General features: G+C 59.7%; 15 protein-coding genes and 1 pseudogene. 6 read left to right on the top strand and 10 right to left on the bottom strand.

Annotated features, from left to right (window positions below; translation table 11 throughout):
* Nucleotides 1-34 precede the first annotated feature (34 nt).
* The gene (locus AAEZ06_RS18320) at nt 35-1,984 is read right to left on the bottom strand and encodes an LTA synthase family protein (RefSeq protein ID WP_350615477.1); all 1,950 of its coding nucleotides are present in this window, start codon (nt 1,982-1,984) and stop codon (nt 35-37) included.
* A 201-nt stretch (nt 1,985-2,185) separates the two neighbouring features.
* Here AAEZ06_RS18320 and colR point away from each other — a divergent pair, with 201 nt between their 5' ends.
* From colR to AAEZ06_RS18295, 5 genes are all read left to right on the top strand, one after another.
* Nucleotides 2,186-2,869, top strand: a complete 684-nt coding sequence (colR, locus tag AAEZ06_RS18315; RefSeq protein WP_133099640.1) for a two-component system response regulator ColR — start codon at nt 2,186-2,188, stop codon at nt 2,867-2,869.
* The gene (locus AAEZ06_RS18310) at nt 2,859-4,139 is read left to right on the top strand and encodes a sensor histidine kinase (protein WP_149411920.1); all 1,281 of its coding nucleotides are present in this window, start codon (nt 2,859-2,861) and stop codon (nt 4,137-4,139) included. Before colR ends, AAEZ06_RS18310 begins: the two co-directional genes overlap by 11 nt.
* 190 nt (nt 4,140-4,329) lie before the next feature.
* On the top strand, nt 4,330-5,010 hold the full coding sequence (locus tag AAEZ06_RS18305; protein ID WP_149411921.1) for a class I SAM-dependent methyltransferase: 681 nt from the start codon (nt 4,330-4,332) through the stop codon (nt 5,008-5,010).
* Between the two features lie 4 nt (nt 5,011-5,014).
* Nucleotides 5,015-5,731 (top strand): lipopolysaccharide kinase InaA family protein, encoded by a 717-nt coding sequence (locus AAEZ06_RS18300; RefSeq protein ID WP_350615476.1) that lies wholly within the window; start codon nt 5,015-5,017, stop codon nt 5,729-5,731.
* Entirely contained in the window at nt 5,731-5,952 is a 222-nt protein-coding gene (locus tag AAEZ06_RS18295) for a hypothetical protein (RefSeq protein WP_149411923.1), read from the top strand. The genes AAEZ06_RS18300 and AAEZ06_RS18295 overlap by 1 nt, the downstream gene beginning before the upstream one ends.
* A 533-nt stretch (nt 5,953-6,485) precedes the next feature.
* On the opposite strand, the gene AAEZ06_RS18290 is transcribed toward AAEZ06_RS18295, so the two are convergent.
* The 5 genes and pseudogenes from AAEZ06_RS18290 to AAEZ06_RS18270 all read right to left on the bottom strand — a co-directional run bounded on the left by AAEZ06_RS18290 (nt 6,486) and on the right by AAEZ06_RS18270 (nt 14,385).
* Nucleotides 6,486-9,512 carry a multidrug efflux RND transporter permease subunit gene (locus AAEZ06_RS18290; RefSeq protein ID WP_149411924.1) on the bottom strand — a complete coding sequence of 1,009 codons (3,027 nt, stop codon included), beginning with the start codon at nt 9,510-9,512 and terminating at the stop codon, nt 6,486-6,488.
* Between the two features lie 3 nt (nt 9,513-9,515).
* Nucleotides 9,516-10,591, bottom strand: a pseudogene (locus tag AAEZ06_RS18285) (efflux RND transporter periplasmic adaptor subunit).
* Nucleotides 10,592-10,749: 158 nt separating this feature from the next.
* Nucleotides 10,750-11,847, bottom strand: coding sequence for a DUF1513 domain-containing protein (locus tag AAEZ06_RS18280; protein WP_350615489.1), 1,098 nt, complete (start codon nt 11,845-11,847; stop codon nt 10,750-10,752).
* Nucleotides 11,848-11,849: 2 nt separating this feature from the next.
* Nucleotides 11,850-12,914: an imelysin family protein gene (locus tag AAEZ06_RS18275; protein ID WP_149411926.1), complete on the bottom strand. Its 1,065-nt coding sequence runs from the start codon at nt 12,912-12,914 to the stop codon at nt 11,850-11,852.
* A 31-nt stretch (nt 12,915-12,945) separates the two neighbouring features.
* Entirely contained in the window at nt 12,946-14,385 is a 1,440-nt protein-coding gene (locus AAEZ06_RS18270) for a di-heme oxidoreductase family protein (RefSeq protein ID WP_350615475.1), read from the bottom strand.
* 139 nt (nt 14,386-14,524) lie between these two features.
* Here AAEZ06_RS18270 and AAEZ06_RS18265 point away from each other — a divergent pair, with 139 nt between their 5' ends.
* Nucleotides 14,525-15,088: a nitroreductase family protein gene (locus tag AAEZ06_RS18265; RefSeq protein WP_149411928.1), complete on the top strand. Its 564-nt coding sequence runs from the start codon at nt 14,525-14,527 to the stop codon at nt 15,086-15,088.
* On the opposite strand, the gene AAEZ06_RS18260 is transcribed toward AAEZ06_RS18265, so the two are convergent.
* From AAEZ06_RS18260 to AAEZ06_RS18245, 4 genes are all read right to left on the bottom strand, one after another.
* Nucleotides 15,085-17,223 carry a methyl-accepting chemotaxis protein gene (locus tag AAEZ06_RS18260; protein WP_149411929.1) on the bottom strand — a complete coding sequence of 713 codons (2,139 nt, stop codon included), beginning with the start codon at nt 17,221-17,223 and terminating at the stop codon, nt 15,085-15,087. The two genes, AAEZ06_RS18265 and AAEZ06_RS18260, sit on opposite strands and share 4 nt — an antisense overlap.
* A gap of 143 nt (nt 17,224-17,366) precedes the next feature.
* On the bottom strand, nt 17,367-17,768 hold the full coding sequence (locus AAEZ06_RS18255; protein WP_149411930.1) for a YbaN family protein: 402 nt from the start codon (nt 17,766-17,768) through the stop codon (nt 17,367-17,369).
* An 81-nt stretch (nt 17,769-17,849) separates the two neighbouring features.
* On the bottom strand, nt 17,850-18,458 hold the full coding sequence (locus AAEZ06_RS18250; RefSeq protein ID WP_149411931.1) for a biliverdin-producing heme oxygenase: 609 nt from the start codon (nt 18,456-18,458) through the stop codon (nt 17,850-17,852).
* 142 nt (nt 18,459-18,600) lie between these two features.
* Nucleotides 18,601-21,186, bottom strand: a complete 2,586-nt coding sequence (locus AAEZ06_RS18245) for a TonB-dependent receptor (RefSeq protein WP_149411932.1) — start codon at nt 21,184-21,186, stop codon at nt 18,601-18,603.
* Between the last annotated feature and the right edge of the window lie 35 nt (nt 21,187-21,221).

Here is a 21,221-nt window from a genome sequence, read left to right as displayed (position 1 = left end):
AAAGCTCCGGGCTGACCTGCCCGGAGCATTTTGGTTAGCGTGTGCTTAACTGGGGGTCCGCGTCCTTGGGGCCCTTCCAGCTTAGTAATTGATGTTTGAAGTCATAACTGGCGGCCTGGTAGTAGGTGATGGCCCGCTGAATCAGCGGGTCATCGCTGCCCACGCGTGATTCTTGGCTCTCACCCAGGGCCTGGTCATGGCGACGCAGGCCTTGGCGGGGGCTGAGAATCGCCAGGTCCTTGCCGTCAAACAAGCCCAGGTGCTGATAGTTGCCCACCACCACGCGGGGCGGCAGCGGGTTGTTTTGCAGCAGGTTGCGGCCAAAGAATGTCGACTCGTAACTCAGGTTAAGCAGGCCCAGCAATGTCGGTGCGATGTCGATCTGGCTGGCCAGTTGCGCACTTTCACGGGCCTCGATCAGTTTCGGTGCATAGATGAACAGCGGTATCTGGTAGTTGCTGATAGGCAAGTCTTCCTTGCCCGCGCTGCCGGCGGTGTGGTCAGCGACAAAGATAAAGATCGTGTTGTCGAACCACGGTTTCTGGCGTGCGGCCTCCAGGAACTGGCCGATGGCGTAGTCGGTGTACTTCACTGCTCCGTCGCGACCGTTGCCCGATTTGATGTCGATGCGCCCGTCCGGGTAGGTATAAGGACGGTGGTTGGAAGTGGTCATCAGTTGCAGCAGAAATGGTTGCTGCTTGGCGTAATTGGCGTCTGCCAGTTTCAACGTCTGTTTATAGAGGTCTTCGTCGGCCATGCCCCAGGCATTCTTGAAGGAGATTTGCGCTTCGTCGACGCTGCTCTGGTCTACCACCCGATAACCATTACCGCTGAAAAACGCGTTCATGTTGTCGAAGTAGCCGCGCCCGCCGTAAACAAACACGCTGTCGTAACCAATGGCGTTGAGTTGCTGGCCAAGGCTGGCAAAGCCGCTCTCCCGGCCGATGCGCTTGACGATCGAGCGCCCTGGCGTAGGTGGAATGGCCAAGGTAATGGCCTCGAGGCCGCGATCGGTACGTGTGCCGGTGGCGTAGAAATTGTTGAAATACAGGCTTTGCTGGCGCAGGGTGTCCAGGTTAGGCGTCAGGTTGCGCCCGTCGCCGTTGCTGCCCATGTATTTGGCACTGAAGCTTTCGATGGTCACCAGTACGATATTGGGTTTGCGCAATGTGCCAGGGTTGTCGATGGCGCGGCGGATATCCAGTGGATCGCTGCCGATAAAGCGTGCATTGGGTTCGCTGAGTTCTGCGCGCAATTGCTTGGCGACGACATCGGACGGCAGGCTCTTATAGAACTGCGTGTAATCGAGCTCGTTGTTACGGAACGCGGCGAAAAACTGATACGGGCCGTTGCTTGCCAGTTCGTTATTGTAAGCGTTGCCACCCTGTGCACGCGGGTTGTCTTGGCTGATCAGTTGCAGGCTCAGGCCGGCGATAACCAGTAAACCCAGCGCATTGAGCAAGCGGCCACGCATCGCAGGAAGGGGAGAGTCGAGTGCTGTATTGAACGGTTTTCGTAACGCCAGGCTCAACACAATTGCCAGCATCGCCAGAAGGCTCAGCAGTTTGCCGATCGGGTACGACTCCAGCAGGTTGTTCAGTACCTCATTGGAGTACACCAGGTAGTCGACGGCGATAAAGTTGAAGCGAACACCGAACTCGTCCCAGAACAGCCATTCCGCCACCGACGTGAACAGCATGGCGAACAAACTGACCGTCAGCACGCCTTGCAGAAACCAGCGATGGCCGCGGCGGCGCCATAACGCCGGTGGGCACAGCAGCAGATACAGCCCCAGAGGCAGGGCGGCGTAGGCCAGAAAGCCCAGGTCGTAAAGCAGGCCCACGCCAAACACCGGCAGCAGGTTGCCGCCGACTTCATCCGGGTGGCTGATGAGAAGCACGCCGCGCGTCAGTAGAAAAATGACCAGCCAGGCGCCGGTCACCAATAACAAATAGCGCATTGGCGCTGTCTTTGGAAAGCCCATGTCCATGTTCCTTATATCGATGGGCCGCGATCTTCCGCCTGATACTGTGGTCGGTTTGTGAACCTATAGTGAAAAACTCGTTAATCCATTCAATTGGTTGAAACCCTTAATCAGTTGCTCGTTCAGGTCTAGCCGTGGGCCATACTTGGCCTTAAGCTGCGCGAGCCAACACGGCCGTTACCGCGTACGGAGACACTGCCCATGCGAATTTTATTGGTTGAAGACAACCGCGATATTCTGGCCAACCTGGCCGATTACCTGGGGCTAAAGGGCTACACCGTAGACTGTGCGCAGGACGGTTTGTCGGGCCTGCACCTGGCCGCTACCGAGCATTACGACTTGATCGTCCTCGACATCATGCTGCCAGGCATTGATGGCTACACCCTGTGCAAACGCCTGCGCGAAGACGCCCGTCGCGACACGCCGGTGATCATGTTGACGGCCCGCGACCAGTTGGATGACCGGCTTCAAGGCTTCAAGTCTGGTGCCGATGACTACCTGCTCAAACCGTTCGCCCTGTCGGAGCTGGCGGCACGTATCGAGGCGGTGCTACGCCGAGCCCAAGGTGGCGGTCGTCGCGCCCTGCAAGTGGGCGACCTGGCCTACGACCTCGACACACTGGAGGTAACCCGCGAAGGGCGACTGCTCAAGCTCAACCCGGTGGGCCTGAAGTTACTGGCGGTGTTGATGCAGAAAAGCCCTCATGTGTTGCGTCGAGAAATTCTCGAAGAAGCCTTGTGGGGCGACGATTGCCCAGACAGCGACAGCTTGCGCAGCCATGTTCACCAATTGCGTCAGGTTATCGACAAACCGTTCGCCAAACCGCTGCTGCAAACGGTGCACGGTGTGGGTTATCGCCTGGTTGAGGGCCGAGATGGAGTTTAAGCAAAGCCTTTCTCAGCGGATCATCATTGCCTTTGCGCTGATGAGCGCGCTGGTGGCAGGGGCCTTCGCCATGGGCATCATCGCCACCGTGCACCTGGTGGAAGAAAAGCTGATTTCAGCGGGGTTGGGTGGCGATCTGCAACGGCTGCTGCTGATGGACAGCCTTGAAGATTGGCGGCATCGGCCCGAGCCGGACCAGTTGTTCTATTTCAGCGGTGGGCACGGGGATTTTGAACTGCCCAAGGATTTGCGTCACCTGGACTCGGGTTTTCATGAGGTGTTTCGCGAACAGCTGTCGTATCACGCCATGGTCGAGATCGTTGACGGCCGCCGTTATGTCCTGCTGCAAGACCAGAGCGACTTCGAAGAGCGTGAGCGCGTGCTGTTTGCCGTGGTGCTGGTAGGCTTTGTTCTCAGCCTGGCGCTGGCCGTGTTTCTTGGCTGGGTCCTGGCACGCAAGGTGATGGCACCGGTGGTGCGCCTGGCTCGCCAGGTTCGTCATCGTGACCAATTGCTTGGCTTGGCGCCGCCATTGGCCCCGGATTATGCCGCTGATGAAGTGGGGGAGTTGGCAGTGGCGTTTGACGCCACCCTCGGCCGCCTGCGGCAGGCGCTCACCCGGGAGCGGATGTTTACCAGCGATGTCAGCCACGAATTGCGCACGCCATTGATGGTGCTGGCCAGTTCCTGTGAGTTGCTATTGGAGAACCCGGCCATTGATTCCCGCGCTCGCAATCAGGTCGAGCGTATTGCCCGTGCCTGTGAAGATATGAGCGAACTGGTGCAGACGTTCCTGATGCTGGCCCGTGCCCAACGGGAAGACGCCAGCATGTCGCCCCAAGTCGGCCTCACGCAGGTGGCCGAGGATCTGTTGGGAATCTGGCGCGATCCCATCGAGGGCAAAGGCATTGAATTGTTCTACCTGCCGGGCAATCCCCTAAGTACTCGCTACAACGCCACGTTCCTGCATGCGGTCATGGGCAACCTACTGCGCAATGCCCTGCATTACACCGAACAGGGTTTTATCCGCCTGACCCTGGAACCCACAGGGTTCGTAGTGGAAGACACTGGCGTGGGTATTCCTGAAGACAAGCGCGAAGCGATGTTTGAGCCCTTTGTGCGCGGTAACGAGAAGCGCGGCGAAGGCCTCGGGCTGGGCTTGTCGCTGGTTCAGCGGATCTGCGAAAACCAGGGTTGGACCGTCAGCCTCAGCACCATGGAACCCAATGGCTGCCGGTTCCACGTTGAGTTGAGTTCGGTCAAATCCTGATCCCTTTCCTGCCCCTATTCTCAGGGGCAGATTTCAGCCTGTTCGGCGAAGATGGCCCCATGCCATGGCTTTTACCTGTAAAACTTTGTAATGTTTTACCGTTAGACGGAACGTTTTTTTCACAAAGGGTTGACCTGAGGATGACACGCCGCCGCTTAAGGTCGTAGGCATCAGTACAGGAGACCCGTTGATGGTTACCCCAATCAAGCTTGAATTTTCCGAAAAGTACGATGAGCAGCATGCGCAGAATTATTTGCTCAAGCATCAGGACAATCTGGCTCGTCGACTGTCCCACAAACGCGATGAGCAATTGGCACGCGGTGCGCTGGCCATGGCGGGCGAGCCTGGCCTGGTGCTGGACCTGCCGTGTGGCGCCGGGCGTTTCTGGCCATTGTTGGCGGAAAAACCCAATCGCGTGATTATCGGTGCCGACAATTCTGAAGCGATGTTGAAGATTGCCGCAGTGGCCCAACCGGCCGAGGTGGTGAAACGGGTACGGCCCTTGCAGACATCTGCCTTTGATATTGATTTGCCAGACAACGCCGTCGACAGCATTTTTTGCATGCGCCTGATGCACCACATTGGTGATCCCGAGCACCGGATGGCGATATTGCGGGAGTTTCAGCGTGTTACCCGTGACAGCGTGATTATTTCGCTGTGGGTGGATGGCAACTTCAAGGCCTGGAAGCGCAAGCGTTCCGAGGTACGGCGTCGCAATAAGGGTGAGCAGGAAGGTTACCAAAATCGGTTTGTGTTACCGGCTGCTACTGTTGAGGCTGAGTTCGAACAAGCCGGTTTCCGGGTTCAGGAACATTTGGACTTCATTCCGCTCTACGCCATGTGGCGAGTGTATGTATTGCGTAAGAGGTAACAGGATGGCAGTTGAGTGTGTAGCAGGTAGTGAAGTAGCTCCCGAGGAGCGATTTGATTATTTCTGGCGCCAGAAGGGTGAATGGGTCGAGGAACCCAATCGTCGCCGTGGCGGTGAAAGTGGCGTGCAACGCGTGGTTGGGACCAATGGCCGTTTGCTGTATAGCAAGCGCCAGACCGGTCATATCTACCGCAGCTGGCTGCATCCTTTTGGACGCCCTACCGTGTTACGCGAGCGTGATGCCCTCAAGGGTCTGCGTTTGCTGGATGTGCGGGTGCCGGAGCTGGTGTTCTGCGAAGCACGCCGTGATCCAAAGCATCAATGGAAGGCCTTGTTGGTGACGGCAGCCCTGGAGGGTTTCGACGAAATCGAAAACTGGTACGCCGCTGGTGGCCGCGAACAGTACGGCGAGTTGGTGCATGAGCGCCTGCTTCAGGAGCTCGCTGGCACCTTGGTACGTATGCACAAAGGCCGCTGGCAGCATGGGTGCCTCTACATCAAGCACATTTTTGTCAAGGTCACGGGTGAGGGCGACGCGGCCAATGTCGAAGTGGCGTTGCTGGATTTCGAGAAATGCCGCCAGCGTATGACCGCTCGGCAGGCGGCCTCCCATGACATGCTGCAATTACGTCGCCATTCGTCGTGGAACGCTTCCGACTGGCAAAAACTCAGCTACTTTTACGAGACGGCGTTTGGCAGCGCTATCAAAGGTTTAACGTAATGAAGCTAGAAATAGCACGAGGTTTATTTCTGTTGGGGGCGTTGGGGATTGCATCCCTGGCCCTGGCTTCCTGGGAGATGCCGCGTACAGAGATCCTCAGTGCGGTGCAGGGTGGCGGGCAGTGCCCGTTGCCGCGGATCGCCAAGGTGAATGCCGTGGTTCAGCCTGATCATCAGTTGTTGCTGTTTATGTTCGGGCTTTCACAAGGGATGAGGCCATAGCGTTGAATTCATTGAAACCCATATGAAAGGTCTCGTTTTGCGAGGCCTTTTTTTTCGGGTTGCGGTTGGGGTTTGGGGTATATATCCATTTTTTGGGTGACGGCGGCTTAGGGTTACGCCCTTACGGCGTGTCACTTTGAAAAGCCCAAAGTAACCAAAGGCTCTTGCCCCACCACTTGGTGCCTCGCTGTGGCTCGGCATGCCTTCACTCCGGCATTGCTCCGTGGGCCGCCGCGATGGGCCATCCTTGGCCTAGCGCGGCTAAACTGGCGTCCTGCCGGTTTACCCACGGATCAATGCCTGCGTTCAGCCATCGTGGTTAACGGGGCGCCTTAGATCAAGATCAAAAGCAAAAGCACGGCGGCCTGGTAGCCGACCTGAGTGGTGAAAAGCAAACGCGGATCCCTGTAGGTGCTGGCTTGCCTGCGATGGCCGTTAACGATGACGCGGGTTTTCTGGATGAACGTGGTGCCTGTAAACCCATCGCAGGCAAGCCTACAGAAAGCGGATTGGCCCCCAAAAAGGGCGGCGTCTCAGACCTCATCCGCCTTAGCCAGCAACGTATAAACACACGGCAACACAAACAACGTAAACAACGTCCCAATCGACATCCCCGTCGCAATTACCATCCCGATGTCATACCGGCTTACCGCCCCCGCCCCGGTGGCGAAGATCAGCGGCACCATGCCAAACACCATCGCCGCCGTAGTCATCAATACCGGCCGCAAGCGAATCGCCGCGGCTTCTTCCACCGCTTCCCGTGCTGTAAGCCCCTTGTCCTTGCGTAACTGGTTGGCGAATTCGACGATCAAAATCCCGTGCTTGCTGATCAACCCGATCAAGGTCACCAACCCCACCTGGGTATAGATATTCATGCTCGACCAGCCAAGGAACAGCGGAATCAATGCCCCACAAATCGACAGCGGCACCGTCACCAGAATCACCAGAGGATCGCGGAAGCTCTCGAACTGCGCCGCCAGCACCAGGAAGATGATCGCCAGCGCTAGGGCGAAGGTGACCCAAAGGGCGCTGCCTTCCTGGATGAACTGGCGTGAGGCACCGCTGTAGTCGAAGGCGTATCCGGGCGGGGTTTCTTCAATGGCAATCTGGCGTACGGTCTCAATGGCCTCACCCATGCTGACAATGGGGAAACCGGAGATCAGTGCCGAGTTGAGCTGCTGGAACTGGTTCAGTTGGCGCGGTCGCGCCCGGTCCGTGATGGTAATCAGGGTCGACAGTGGCAACAGTTCGCCTTGGGTGTTTTTTACGTAGTAGTTGCTCAGCCACTGCGGGTTGTCCCGATAAGCCCGCTCTACCTGAGCAATCACCTTGTAACTACGGCCGTCGATGGTGAAACGGTTGATTTCCGCCTCTGCCAGCAATGTCGCCAGGGTGCCGCCCAGGTCCTGCATCGATACACCCATTTGCGCCGCCTTGGCGCGGTCGATATCCACCACCACTTCCGGTTTGTCGAAGGCCAGGTCGATGTCGACAAAGGCAAACTTGCCCGACTCCATGGCGCGTTTTTTCACCCTGTCGGCCACTTGCAGCAGGGATTCATAGTCGTTGGGCGTGTTGATGATGAAACCGAAGGGCAAGCCTTCGCCGGTGCCGGGGAGGGAGGGCAGGTTGAAGCCGAATACTTGTAGGCCGGGAATGTCTGCCAGGCGTTTCTGCACTTCGGGCAGGATTTGCATTTGGGTGCGGCTGCGCTCGTTCCACGGTTTGAGCAGGAAGCCGCCGATGCCTGATTGCACGCCGTTGAAGCCGTTGATCTGGAACGAGGAGTAGTACTCCGGGAATTCCTTGAAGATCTTGATGAACTCATCGGTGTAAGTGTTGAGGTAATCGAGGTTGGTCGGCTGCGGGGCGCTGGCTATCATGAAAATGATGCCCTGGTCCTCGTCGGGGGCCAGTTGCGACTGGGTGAACTTGAGGAACACCGGAATCAGGCAGAGCACGATCAGCGCGAACACTACCACCACTGGCCGGGTGTTCAAGGTGCCGTGCAGGGCACTCTGGTAGCGCCGTTTGAGGCTTTCGAAGGTGCGGTCCAAGCGATGGGCCAGTCCCGTGGGGTTTTCATCATGGCGCAACAGCAGCGCGCACATCATCGGCGACAGGGTCAGTGCAACAATGCCGGAAATCACCACCGCACCGGCCAGGGTCAGGGCGAACTCCTTGAACAGCGCTCCGGTCAGCCCCTCCAGAAAGCCAATCGGCGCATAGACCGCCGCCAGAGTGATGGTCATCGACACCACCGGCAGGGCAATTTCCCGGGCGCCCTCTAGTGCAGCATCCAGCGGTGTCTTGCCTTCTTCTATATGCCGATGGATGTTCTCCACCACCACGATCGCATCGTCCACCACCAGGCCGATGGCCAATACCATTGCCAGCAGCGTCAGCAGGTTGATCGAGTAGCCCATCAGTTGCATGAAAAACAGTACGCCAATCATCGACAACGGAATGGTGATCACCGGAATCACCACCGAACGCAGCGCGCCGAGGAACAGGAAAACCACGACGATTACGATAAGCACTGCTTCGAACAGGGTTTTCACCACCTCATTGATCGACGCCTGAATAAACAGCGTGGCGTCGTAGGCGATTTCCGCCTTGAGGTTGGGCGGTAGCTGAGACTCCAGCTCCGGCATGATCTTGCGCACTTCCTTGATCACGTCCAGCGGGTTGGCACTGGGGGTGGCCTTGATGCCGATGTACACCGACGGGGTGCCGCCAAAGGAACTGATGGCGTTGTAGTTCTCCGCGCCCATCTCCACCCGCGCCACGTCGCTGAGCAGCACGCGGCTGTCACCGTCGGTTTTCAGGGTGATGGCGGCGAAGGCTTCGGCGGACTTGAGGTCGGTGTTGGCGTTGATGCTGGTGACCACATACTCGCCCTTCACCTCGCCGGCAGCGGAGAGGAAGTTGTAGCGGCGCACCGCATCGGTGACGTCGCTGGCGCTCAAGCCGAAGCCTGCGAGCTTGACTGGGTCTAGCCACAGGCGCATGGCGAACACCTGGTTGCCGAGGATCTCGGCTTCGGCCATGCCGGGCAGGGTGGCGAGTTTGGGCTGGATCACCCGCGACAGGTAATCGGTAATCTGCGGGTTGCTCAGTTCCTGGCTGGAGAAGCTGATGTACATCAGCGCCGAAGCGTCGGCGGCTTCCTTGCTCAGCACCGGGTCTTCGGCGTCCTGGGGTAGTTTATTCTTGACCTCATTGGCCTTGGCCAGCAACTCGGTGAACAGCCGGTCGCTGTTGGAGCCGATGCGGGCATAAATGGAGATCACCGAGAAGTTCTGGCGACTGACCGACGTCATGTAGTCAATGCCTTCGGCGCTCGCCAGGCTTTGCTGCAACGGTTGCGTGATATAGCCCTGGATGGTTTCGGCATTGGCGCCGGGATACGCCGTGGTCACGGTGATCAGGGCGTTTTCCATGGACGGGTACTGGCGCAGCGGCAGCTTGCTGTAGGCCTGGAAACCCAGCAGTACAATCAGCAGGCTGACCACCATGGCCAACACGGGGCGACGGATGAACGTGTCGGTGAACTTCATGGCTCAGTTCCTTGCACCGTCGGCGCGTGGAGACTGGCCAGGATCGGCCGGCAGGTTTTTGTCCGGGCTGATGGCTATGTGGGTGCCGGCGTCCAGTTTGATCTGGCCGGCGCTGACCACTTGCTCGCCATCCTTGAGCCCCTTGGCCACCAGGGCCAGGCCACCGCGACGCTCACCGGTCTCGACAAACCGCCGCTCGGCGATCAGCACTGGCTGGCCATTGGCATCCTTCTCCAGCGTGCCGTCTTCGGCCTTTTTCTGGGCTACGACGTACACCGAGTTGCCGTAAAGGGTGTAGGTAATCGCACTCTCCGGCACCACGATCTGCGGCGCGGGGTCCTGCAGCAGTACCTGCAGGCTGGTGAACATGCCCGGCAGCAATTTGCTATCGGGATTGGCCAGGCCGAAACTTCCACCTGGACGCTTTGACCGACTGCGACCTTGGGTACCGATTGTTCGGGGATGTAGAAGTCGACGTACAGGCTGCTGATGTCCTGCAATGTGGCGATCACCGTACCGCTGGCCAGGTAGTCGCCAACGTCCACCTGACGAATGCCGATGGTGGCGCTGAACGGCGCGACGATGTGCTTCTTGGCCAGTGACGCCTTGAGCTGGTTGACCGTGGCCTTGTTTTTTTGCAGTTGCGCCGAGAGCCGGTCGAATTCGCCCTTGGAGATCGCCTGGCTGCCCACCAGTTGGCTGCCACGGCCGAAGTCCAGTTGCGCCAGGCCCAGGTCAGCCTGGGCGGTTTCCAGGAGGGCGCTTTCCACCGCACTGTCCAGTTGCACCAGAGGCTGGCCGGCCTTGACCTTCTGCCCAGACTCGAACTGCACGGCCTTGACGGTGCCAGCAATTTCCAGGCTCAGATTGACCCCTTGCAAGGCCTTGAGCGTGCCCACTGCCGGCAGGCGTTGTTGCCATGGTTGTTCGACAGCCGTCGCCACCGCCACGTTGACGGGCGGTTTTGGCGCGGAAAAGACCTGGACCTGCTGATAAATGGAGAAGGCTTTATAGCCCGCCAGCAGCAGGACGATTAACAGGACGACACCCAACATGATCAGCATGCGACGGCGCAGCATATTCCGATTCCTTGGAAAAACTGGGACAGACGAAGACAGACAAGTCGGCACATTACACCGACTTTTTGGGGGATTCCAACTGGTAATTTTGACAGAGATAGGTGGCAGGAACGTTCCCATCACGGGGTGGAGAACGTCCTACAGACCCTGTATTGATGTCAGATCAAATGCAGATGGTTGTCCCAGAGCCCTGCCGGCAATTCCAGCGGCTTTGCCAGCAACTGTTCTTGCCGGCAATTGTAGAAACGGCAGCGGCCCTGGCCGGATGTCACAACAAACCCGTCCGCCACCGCACCGACGCCGGCACAGTCCGGCAACGGCCCGTCCAGGCGCAATTGTGCGGTGTCCATGTCCCAGATAAAAAAGCGGTTGCCCCGTGGAGCCGTCAGCGCTACCAGGCGTAGCTCGCTGTGCACGGCGACGCTGGCGGTGTAATGCCCCATGGCCTGCAACTGCTCGTCGGCCACCGGGAACGCCACAAAAGGCTGCCCCGGCCGCTTGATTGCCAACAGCTCGGAACGCTCATGGGACGGCCCCATGAACTGCTGCCCGGCGAGGATGGTGCCATCGCTGGCGATCCCCATATGCCGCACGCTGTTCATCTGCTGGGGCAGGGTTTCCTTGCTCAGCAGGGTGCCGTCGCGCTGCATCAGTACCAGGCTCGGCTCCATGGCATTGAGGTTCATTTCGACCCGGCTTTCGGCCTCGGTGCGAATACCACCGTTGGCCACCACCAGGGTTTCGCCGTCGGGCATCCACGACACCTGGTGCGGGCCGATGCCATGGGTGGAAATCTCGCCGCTGTGTACCAACCGCTCGCCTTCGAACTTGTACACGCCGAGCAGGCCGCGACCGGGATCTGAGGTGTCGTTTTCCGTGGCGTACAGCCAGTCGCCGCTCTTGTGAATGACCGCGTGGCCATAGAAGTGGCGATTGGCGTTGGAGGTGATGGTTTGCAGGAGCGCGCCGTCACGCAAGTCGATCAGGTAGCTTTCGGTACCCGGGCGACGGGCGACAAACAGCGCAATGGGCAGCGTCGGGTGATTGATGATGTCGTGGCAGCGCTGGCCCACTTGGGTGGCAAACACCTGTTTACCGTCCAGGCGATAGCCGACGGCGTAGTGCTTGCCATCATTGTCATCGCGCGCCGACAGCAGCAGCGGGCCTTTACCCTTTTGCTTGAACAGCGTCCAGCCACCCAGGGTAATTGCACTGAGCAGCACGCTGCCGATGGCCAAAACCTGTCGCCTGAGCATCATCAGTCACCGTCGTTGGCGTTAAAGCCCAGTTGGATGCCCAGCGCCTTGGCCAGTTCGCCTTCGTGCAGGCGGTGGACGACGTTGAGGCTGTCATAGATGTTGTTGAGTTGCTGGCGCCCGGCGTCATCGGCCAGCAATTCATTCAGCGAGCGCTGGTTGCTGGCGAACAGTTTCAAGGACGCGGCATAGGCGGCGTCGATCTTGTCGGCCAAAGGCTTCTGATCGGCCGGCAACAGGCCGCGCAGGCCTTTGTTGTCGACGCCAACCCACACAGTCTGGGCCGCTGCGAGGCTGGCCTCCAGGCTCTGCAGGGACGACTGGCTGCGCCAGGCATCGGCCTGGAACGGCTGTGGGATACCCTTGGTCTGGCGGCCCATGGGCGTGCCGAGTTTTTTCTTCAGGGTGTCCAGGGCGGTCACTTGCACCTGCAACAGGGCAGCGATGGCTTCGTGGGAATCGGCGTAGCGCTGGTTAGGAAACTTGGTCATCTGCGCCAGCATCCCATCGGTGCTGTTCCAGCTCGACAGGATCTCTTCGGCGAGGAGTTTCTGCCGTTCGCCGATGGCGGTCAGCAAGGGGCAATAACGGGCTTTCTGCGCGTCATCGGCCAGATCGATCTTGGCGTCGTAGAGGATGTATTCGTAGGCCGAGAGGCCTTGCACCACCACGCTGGACTTGGCCAGGGCGCCAGCATCAATTTGCGGCTGGGCGGTGACCAGTTGTTCCACCTGACGGCCTACCAGGTTTTTCTTGTCTGGCCAGAACTGCACCTGCCACGCGCGATTGCCTTCGGCCAATGGACCGATCAGCAGCGGTTGCAACTGGGCCCAGGCTTTTTGCGCGTGGAGGAAGTCGGCACGAGCGGTCTCCAGGGACTCTTTACCCTGACAGTAAGCCAGGGCGCTGACGGCCAGTTGCCGGTCAGCATCGACCCAGCGGCTGTAAGTCGGCAGGATCACTTGCTTGGCGATGGCCGCCGAGGTCACCGCTTGCGGGTCCTGGGGCGAACAGGCGCCGAGGGCAAGGGCGGCAAGGCTGGTGAACAACAACTTGGGACGGAACATGTCGAGCTCCCTTCTGTAAGTGGGGCAAAGCTTATAGAGAATTCAGGAACGTGAGCAACGCGGCGCGCTGTTCGGCGTTAAAAGACAGCACATGCTGCTGCGCCGCCTGTGCTTCACCGCCGTGCCACAGCACGGCTTCAAGCAGGTTGCGGGCGCGGCCGTCATGCAAGAACTGGGTATGACCACTGACGGTTTGCGTCAGGCCGATGCCCCACAACGGCGGCGTGCGCCAGTCGCGGCCACTGGCCCGAAATTCGGTACGGTTGTCGGCGAGGCCGTCGCCCATGTCGTGCAGCAGCAAATCGCTGTAGGGGCGAATCACTTGATTGGCCAGTTCAGGTTCAGCGGCATTGCTCGTCGTGGTGAACTTGGGCGTGTGGCACGACTGGCAACCGGCCTGATAAAACAGGTTTTTCCCGGCCAGCACCTGCGCCGACTCAACGTCACGGCGGGCCGGCACAGCCAGGTTGCGGGTGTAGAACAAGACCAGGCGCAGGATGTTATCACTGACTTCCGGCTCGTCCTGCGTGCCGTTGCCGTTGGGCGCCTGTTTGCAGGCGGTCTGCGCCTCGGTGCAGTCATCGAACGGTCTCAGGCGGGTGGTCAGGCCCATATCACCAGAGAACGCGTGAACATTTTGTTGATTGAGGTTGGGTTGTCCGGCTTTCCAGCCAAATCGGCCGAGGACGGTTTTTTGCAGGGCGTCGTCCCAGACCCAGTTTGGCCGGCCTATCACGCCGTTTTTATCCGCCTGTTCCCCAGCGTTTTGCAGGATGTCGGCGTCGGAGATGGCTTCCAGCAACCCCAGGCCAATCATTGGCGGTGCAACCCTCGCGGAAAACCGCGTGTCCGGGTGCATCGGTCCGTAGCCCAGTTGGGTGATCTGCAGAATGGGCTTGCGCAGTTCGACCACGGTGCCGTCCTTGAAACTGACATTTATCGGTGTGTAGTCGACCCGCACCTTGCCCTCTGGTGTGACACCGGGCACGGCCATGTCTTGCAGCTGCCCGCCGTAGATAGGTTCGGGAACAATCCCCAGTTGCTCGATGACCTTGGCGTACGGTGGCGAGTTGGGGATCGACAGGCGCACCAGCATCGACACGGCATTGACCGCATCGGTCGGCGGCGGGTGGCCACGGCCATCCTTGATATGGCAGTTCTGGCAGGCATTGGTATTGAACAGCGGCCCCAGGCCATCCCGTGCTGTGGTGGTGGACGGTGCAATCACCCAGGGGCTGCGAAAGAAACTGTTACCGACACTGAAGTCCAGGCGCCGGGTAGGCGACAGGTTGGCCGACGGCAGGGAGAACGCGTTCTGATCGGACTTCCTCACCGTGGTGCTGCCACCGGCCCGCGCTTCCCCCGGCTCGGCCTGAGTGAACTCTATAAAAGCTGGGGGCGGGGCGTCATCGCAGGCACTCAGGCCCAGGGCCATCAATAGTGCAGACAGGCGAAGAAGCGAACGGGGCATCAGGTTTCCTGGATGTTCAGTCAAAACAAGGGCGCAAAGTCTAACAGGGCAGGGCGGATTGAATAAGAGCAATTATCGTTTGGTGGTATCCGATTCATTCCCGCTAGAATGACCGCACATTTTTCTCTGGAGGTGGCCAATGCAGGCTCTCGACGCTTTGCTCAACCGTGTTTCCGTGCCGCGACTGCTGGAACCGGCCCCCACCGCCGAGCAGCGCGAAGTACTGTTCGCGGCGGCCATGCGTGCGCCGGATCACGGCCAACTGCGGCCTTGGCGATTTCTGACCGTGGAAGGCCCGGCCCGTGAGCAAATGGGCACGCTGCTGGCTCAAGCCGCGCGCCTGCAAGACCCCGAAGCGCCCCAGGCCTTTGTCGACAAGGCCCAGGCCGGCCCGCTGCGTGCGCCGCTGGTAGTGGTGGTGATTGCTCGCTTGCAGGAGCACTTCAATGTGCCCAAGTCCGAGCAACGTTTGGCTGCGGCCTGTGCTGCCCATGGGATTCTGCTGGCGGCCTATGCCCAGGGGATTGGCGCGGTGTGGCGCACCGGTGAGCTGTCCTACTCGGCCCACGTGGCTAAAGGTTTGGGATTGGGCGAAGGCGAGGAAGTCATCGGCTTCCTCTACCTGGGCACCTCGCAAAACCCGCCGCGCACGGCGCCAAAAGAAGACCTTGCGCAGTTTGTCAGCGCCTGGACCGGGGCTTAAACCCGAAACTGGTCCATCAGCTTCATTTGCTGATTGGCCAGGGCATTGAGTTGGCTGCTGATGGCCGCCGACTCCGTGGCCTGGCCGGTGAGGGTTTCGGTTACGGTGCGGATCGCCGAGACGTTGCGATTGACCTCTTCGGCCACGGCGCTCTGCTGCTCGGCGGCGCTGGCGATTTGCAGGTTCATGTCGCTGATCACCGTCACGGCATCGCTGATCTTGCCCAGGGCCTGCACCGCTTGATGGATCTGCCCGGCGTTGTTCTGCGCCTGGCTCTGGCTCGAATGCATGGTTGCTACCACGCCACGGGTGCCACTCTGGATACGCTCGATCACCAGGCGAATTTCCTCCACTGAGTCCTGGGTGCGCTTGGCCAGGTTGCGTACTTCATCGGCCACCACCGCAAAGCCACGACCGCTTTCCCCGGCTCGCGCCGCTTCAATCGCTGCGTTCAAGGCCAGCAGGTTGGTTTGTTCGGCGATGCTGCGGATCACTTCCAGCACTGAACCGATCTGCTCACTGTTGACCGCCAGGGCTTCGACTTCGGTCACGGCCTTGCTGACTTCCTCGGCCAGGGTGGTGATGTCGCGGGTGCTGCGTTCGATGATCTGCATGCCTTCGCGCGCCGACTGGTCGGCACCGCGTGCGGCATTGGCGGCACTGGACGCGCTGTTAGCAACGTCGTGGGCGGTGGCGCTCATCTCGTTGGAAGCGGTGGCCACCTGGTCGATTTCGCGGAACTGCACCTGCATGCCTTCGCTGGTCTGGCGGGCAATTTCCGAAGACTGGTCGGCGGTGCCGCGGGCTTCGGTGATGCTCTGCTTGATCTGGGCGATGGTCGGTTGCAGCTTGTCGAGGAAACGGTTGAACCAGCTGACCAATTCCCCCAGTTCATCTTTCTTGGCATAAGCCAGGCGCTGGGTGAGGTCGCCGTCGCCGCTGGCAATTTCCTTAAGCATGACCGCGACGCTGTTGATCGGCCGCGTTACGCCGGTAGCGGTCAGCCAGATCAGCAACAAGCCGAGCAGGCCAGCAGCGGCGCCTACCAACAAGGCTTTGAGGGTGCCGCTGGCCTGGGCCTCGTCGAGTACCGCTTGCAGTTTTACCGAGTCGGCCAGCAGCACCTGCTTGGGCAGATCGATGATCACGCCCCAGGATTTGGCGTTGGCAATCGGTTTGACCGGGTAAACCGAGCGGATCAATTCGCCTTGTTCAAGGATCTTGCGGTTGTCATTGGCCAGCAATTGCACGATGTCCTTGCCCTCGGTACCGAGGAGATCGCCGATATTCTTGCCGACCTTGTCCGCCTGGCCGCTGTAGCCGGCCAACAGGCCGTTGCCGGAAACAATCTGCATGTGCCCGGCACCGTCGAACAACTCGCGTTGCGATGCGTCGGCTGCGGATTGCAGGGCATTGAGGGCGATGTCGATACCGATCACGCCGATTACCTTGCCGTCCACCAACAGGGGCAGGGAGATGGTGGTCATCAGCATTGACTTGCCGGCCACGGTGTCTTCATACGGGTCCAACAGGCAAGTGCGCTTGTTATCCCGTGGGCAGGTGTACCAGATGTTGTAGGGCGTACCGCTGAGGTTGAGGGTGGTCTTGGTCAGGTCTTCCTCGACCATTACCGTGTTTTCGCTTTCACCGCCGGCGCGGCTCCAGTAGCTGGAGAAACGCCCGGCTTCGTTGGAGGCACGGACGGCGTCATTGATGAATTCACTGTCCTTGCCATCCAGAGCATTGGGTTCGAAGGACAGCCAGATACCCAGCACTTTGGTGTTGCGTTCGAAGGCAGTCTTCAGGCTCTGGTTGAGTTCTTCACGCAGGATCGAAGGCTCCAGGGCGCGCTTGACTGCCATGTTGCGCAAGTCCTTGACCTGATCGGCGAGGGCGGTGACCACCAGCAGGTTTTCGCCAAAGGTTTTTTGCACTTGCGCCGCTTGTTCGGCGGCCTTGGCCTGCAGCAGGTTTTCCACGCTGGCGGTGAGCATTCGCGAACTGGACGCACTGGTCAACTCATCGTTCTGGTTGGTTTGGTAAATGTTCATACCGACGATCAGTGCGATCACTCCCAGCAGACAGAGACCAGACAACAGCACGATTTTCAAGCGGATGGAGAGCGTGTCGAACATAGGATTACTCGCGTATGGACTTATTGGAATGCAAGCAGAGTCTGTGGCTGACTCAAGGTGCCAAGTCCATTCGGCGCTATGCCCGGAACATCGGCGCAGGTGGATAATTCATGAGGGGGAGGCGATGAGTGGTAGATGATTTGTTAGGAGGTTTGCAGCAGGCGTTCCGGCCGCGACCAGATCCACAGATTGCCCAGGCTCATCCCGGCAATCGCCAGGTAGATCGGCCAGCCGTGGTCGAGCATCACCAGCATCAAGCCTGCGCACAGCAACATGCTTACGGTGGCGCTGACCTTGGCCCGGCGGGCGATGATCTTGCCGTTGCGCCAGTTGAACAGAATCGGCCCGAACAATCGGTGGTTTTCCAGCCAGGCGCTCAGGCGCGGCGAGCTTTTGGTGGCGGCCCAGGCGGCCAGCAGGATGAATTCGGTGGTGGGCAGCCCTGGCACGACGATGGCGATCAGGCCTATCCCCAGGCTGACGTAGGCCAGCAGGCCGAACAGCACACGGGCGATTTTTGAGGAGGATTGGGTTTTGCCGGTCATTTGGGTGGGGTTTGTATGGAGGAAAGGTTCGTTATGTAGGAGCGAGCAATCGAGCGTCGACCGGCTGCCCCTACAAGGGAATCAGACTAATTCTGCGGTGGTAGCGTATGCCTGCTCCAGCAGCACGGTGAAGCGCACAAACGCGTCAATCGCGCCTTTTTCCACGTCGGCTTCCTCTTCGGGGGTGAACTCCAGTGCGTCGAGGGTGCGGGTGAAGCTCTTCCAGCCTTCGGCACGACCACCGGCCGGTTCGCCCAAGTGACGGGCACCAAAGGTTTCGCTCAGGCCCAGGCCGACGGCACGCTTGATCAGGAACGCCGCGCCCAGCTTGGAGCCTTCGGAGACGAACAGCCAACCCAGGGCTTGTGCCTTGCTCGGGTTTTTTACAGCGCCAGCCACCGGGGCCGGGACTTCGGTTTCCAGGTCGGCCAGGTCCAGCTTGGCGGCGTCGGCGCGGCAGCGTTCGGCCAGGTCCGGGACGATTTTGATCAACTCTGCGTCGTTATACAGCGCCACCAGTTCCGACTGGAACAGATACTGCGCGACCACGAAACGGGCGAAGTTGGCCTGGGTTTCAAATGGCGCATGGGCCTTGACCAGGGCGTCGAGCTTGGTATGCGGCGAGTGGGTGATCTGGTTCAGGCGTTGGGAGCGCAGGCTTGGGCGTTCGGTGGTAGGGGAAGCGGTCATGGGGTGTCCTTGAGGGGAGGAAGCGCCTTGCTGCGCAATAGAAAATGCCAGGCTGTTATGAACTAGACGAACAAGAAGACGCGTTACAGTAAAAAATCCTCACCCTGGCAGTGATAAAACTGCAGGGGTGAGGCGCCACGTATCAGATATCCCAGATCAAGTTGATCGCAAAGTGGCGGCCTGGTTGAGTCAGGCGGTCCAGGCTGGCAGGGGAGGTCACGCCGGCTTCGCCGACGCTGTCGTAGCTGCGCACGTCATCCCAGTTCCAGTATTTCTTGTCGGTCAGGTTGTACAGGCCGCCGTTGATGGTCACCTCATCGGTGACTTTGTAGAAACCAGTCAGGTCCACGATGCCGAAGCCTGGAGTCTTGAACGGGCCGTTGGCCTTGTTGCCGTCGGGGGAGAAGAAGGTTTTGCTGTCGACGCGATCCTGCTTTTTCACCAGGGTCCAACTGACCAGCGCACCGTAGGTGTCCTGGTCGTAACCCAGGCCAAACACGCCCTTGAGCGGGTTGACGCTGTTGAGCGGCTCGCCGGTGTCGTTGTTGCGGCCGTGGGCGTAGGCAATCGAGCCCTTGGTGTACAAGCCTTGCGGCGCGCCAAACGCATCGAGGCTCAGGCGACCTTTGACTTCCACGCCCTTGATGGTGGCGTGCTTGATGTTGTTGGCCTGGAACGCTTCGATCGTGCTGCCTGCAACAGAGGCGTCTTCGTTGATGAAGTCGCGGTACTTGTTGTAGAACACTGCCACGTCGAAATTCCCGGACTCAAAGTTGCCGCGAATCCCGGTTTCATAGCTTTTGCTGGTTTCCGGCTTGAGGCCCGAATTGGGTTCGACGATGTAATTTTCAGCGAGGTTTTCAAAACGTCCGTACAAGGCCTTGGCCGACGGAGTGCGAAAACCTTCGGCGTACTGGCCGAACCAGGTGTATTGCTCGGTCAGGGCATAGGTCAGGCCGAACTTGGGCGAGACGCGATGCCAGGTTTTTGCCTTGTCGCTGTGCTCGTCGATCCTTTGTGGGTCGACGGTGTTGAGAAACTCCTCGGTCAGCTTGGGCTTGAGTTGTACATAGTCGTAGCGCACGCCAGGCAGGAAGGTCCAGTCGTTCCAACTGACCTGGTCCTGGGCGAACACGCTGTAGCTGTTGATGGTTGGGTCGGGGAAATCGCTGGCCTTGACCACGCTGTCGGCGGGTATCGGGCTCGGTGCACCGATGGCCGTGCAGCCACCGCCGACCGCCAGGCAGCTAGCTTCGCCGGCCCGCGAGCCGGTAACTTTTTGCTGCTTGAGTGTAGTGCCGTAGGTCAGCAGGTGGTTGGTTTCGCCGATGTTGAACGCCTTGTCCAACTGAGCGTCGAACACCCACTGTTTTTCTTCGTAGAGCGTCTCGCGAGTGCGCAACACGCGACGGGACGTCTGGTAGATTTCTGCGGTGGTCTGATCCGTCTTGGCGATCTGGTAATTGAGGCTTGTCTTCACATGATCGGCAATCGGCGAGTCGAGGGCAAAGCTGTTTTCCAGGCCGAAACGCTCACGGGTGATGGTGTCGTTGCCTGAGCGGGCGCGGTAGTAGTTGGTTGGGCGCCCCGTGTTGAATGGTCCGCCCACCACACTTTTCTGATTGATGTCTCGATCGTCCTTGTACTTCTCGTAGGTCAGCCCCAGGCGGGAATCTTCGGCATAGTTCCAGCCCAGTTTGGCCAGCACGTTGGTGGTGCGGGCATCTTCCGGGTTGGCACCGGTGCGCTCCAGGCCAGTGGCGTTGTTGCCATCGTAGGATTCGGTTTCGTGGCCGTTGCGCTGGCTCAAATGCAGCAAACCGTCGAAGTCCTGGACGCGGCCGGCAATGGTGCCGGAAGTCAGCCAGCTTTCGTCGGCGGAGCTGTAGCCGGTCTTCAGGCGAGCGCCGAAATCCTGGCCGGGCTTGATGATGTCGTCGGGGTCGAGGGTGAAATAGCTCACCGCGCCGCCGATGGCGCTGCTGCCGTACAGCACCGATGCCGGGCCGCGAAGGATTTCCACGCGTTTGACGATTTCCGGGTCGACGTAGTTGCGGCGGGTCTTGGCGTACGGGCCGTTGAAGAAGTTGTCCGGGACTTCAACACCGTCGACCTGGGTCAGGATGCGGTCGCCGTCAATGCCGCGAATGTTGTAGCCAGCGTTGCCGGAGCGGGTACCGGCGCCGCCGACCGAAACGCCTGGCTCGTAACGCACCAGGTCGCGGATGTTATTGACGTTCTGGCGGTCCAGTTCCTGGCGATTGTGCACGCTGACGGTGCTGGGAACGGTGCTCACTTCCTGTTCCTGGCGGGTGGCGCTGATGGTCATTTGTTGCAGGGTGATTGCGCTACCCGCCGCGCGCTTTTCCAGGACGATGTTGTTATTGCCCAGTTTTCGGTAGCTCAGGTTGGTCCCCACCAACAGCCGGTCCAGGGCTTTTTCCGGCGTCAACGCCCCGCGTGCGCCTGGGGAGGAAACCCCCGCGCCCAATTCGGCGGGCAGGCCGATTTGCCAGCCGGTCACGGAGGTAAAGGCGTTTAGCGCCGACACCAGGGATTGCTGCTCGATGCTGAAGCTGTAGTTGGCGTTGCTGTGCCTGGCAGGCTCGTCGCTGGTGGCGGCCATGACCGGGGCAACCTGGCTGCCTGCCAGCAGGATGGCAGCGGTCAGCAAGGACAGGCCGTGGCGACGGGCGGGAGAAGAGGACCGGTTGAAACGAGAAGACATCGAAAGCGCTCCGCAAGAGACGAATCTTATAGTTG

This window comes from Pseudomonas sp. HY7a-MNA-CIBAN-0227, assembly GCF_040310325.1.
Lineage (GTDB): Bacteria > Pseudomonadota > Gammaproteobacteria > Pseudomonadales > Pseudomonadaceae > Aquipseudomonas.
The sequence above is the reverse complement of the archived record's forward strand: the minus strand, read 5'-3'. Positions and strand labels throughout refer to the sequence as shown.

Coding starts and splice junctions, on each gene's coding strand:
- AAEZ06_RS18275 (WP_149411926.1), bottom strand. CDS start 12,914: ATGTTCCGTCCCAAGTTGTTGTTCACCAGCCTTGCCGCCCTTGCCCTC.
- AAEZ06_RS18255 (WP_149411930.1), bottom strand. CDS start 17,768: ATGACCGGCAAAACCCAATCCTCCTCAAAAATCGCCCGTGTGCTGTTC.
- AAEZ06_RS18250 (WP_149411931.1), bottom strand. CDS start 18,458: ATGACCGCTTCCCCTACCACCGAACGCCCAAGCCTGCGCTCCCAACGC.
- AAEZ06_RS18245 (WP_149411932.1), bottom strand. CDS start 21,186: ATGTCTTCTCGTTTCAACCGGTCCTCTTCTCCCGCCCGTCGCCACGGC.
- AAEZ06_RS18300 (WP_350615476.1), top strand. CDS start 5,015: ATGGCAGTTGAGTGTGTAGCAGGTAGTGAAGTAGCTCCCGAGGAGCGA.
- AAEZ06_RS18310 (WP_149411920.1), top strand. CDS start 2,859: ATGGAGTTTAAGCAAAGCCTTTCTCAGCGGATCATCATTGCCTTTGCG.
- colR (WP_133099640.1), top strand. CDS start 2,186: ATGCGAATTTTATTGGTTGAAGACAACCGCGATATTCTGGCCAACCTG.
- AAEZ06_RS18260 (WP_149411929.1), bottom strand. CDS start 17,223: ATGTTCGACACGCTCTCCATCCGCTTGAAAATCGTGCTGTTGTCTGGT.
- AAEZ06_RS18280 (WP_350615489.1), bottom strand. CDS start 11,847: ATGCTCAGGCGACAGGTTTTGGCCATCGGCAGCGTGCTGCTCAGTGCA.
- AAEZ06_RS18305 (WP_149411921.1), top strand. CDS start 4,330: ATGGTTACCCCAATCAAGCTTGAATTTTCCGAAAAGTACGATGAGCAG.
- AAEZ06_RS18270 (WP_350615475.1), bottom strand. CDS start 14,385: ATGCCCCGTTCGCTTCTTCGCCTGTCTGCACTATTGATGGCCCTGGGC.
- AAEZ06_RS18295 (WP_149411923.1), top strand. CDS start 5,731: ATGAAGCTAGAAATAGCACGAGGTTTATTTCTGTTGGGGGCGTTGGGG.
- AAEZ06_RS18320 (WP_350615477.1), bottom strand. CDS start 1,984: ATGGGCTTTCCAAAGACAGCGCCAATGCGCTATTTGTTATTGGTGACC.
- AAEZ06_RS18290 (WP_149411924.1), bottom strand. CDS start 9,512: ATGAAGTTCACCGACACGTTCATCCGTCGCCCCGTGTTGGCCATGGTG.
- AAEZ06_RS18265 (WP_149411928.1), top strand. CDS start 14,525: ATGCAGGCTCTCGACGCTTTGCTCAACCGTGTTTCCGTGCCGCGACTG.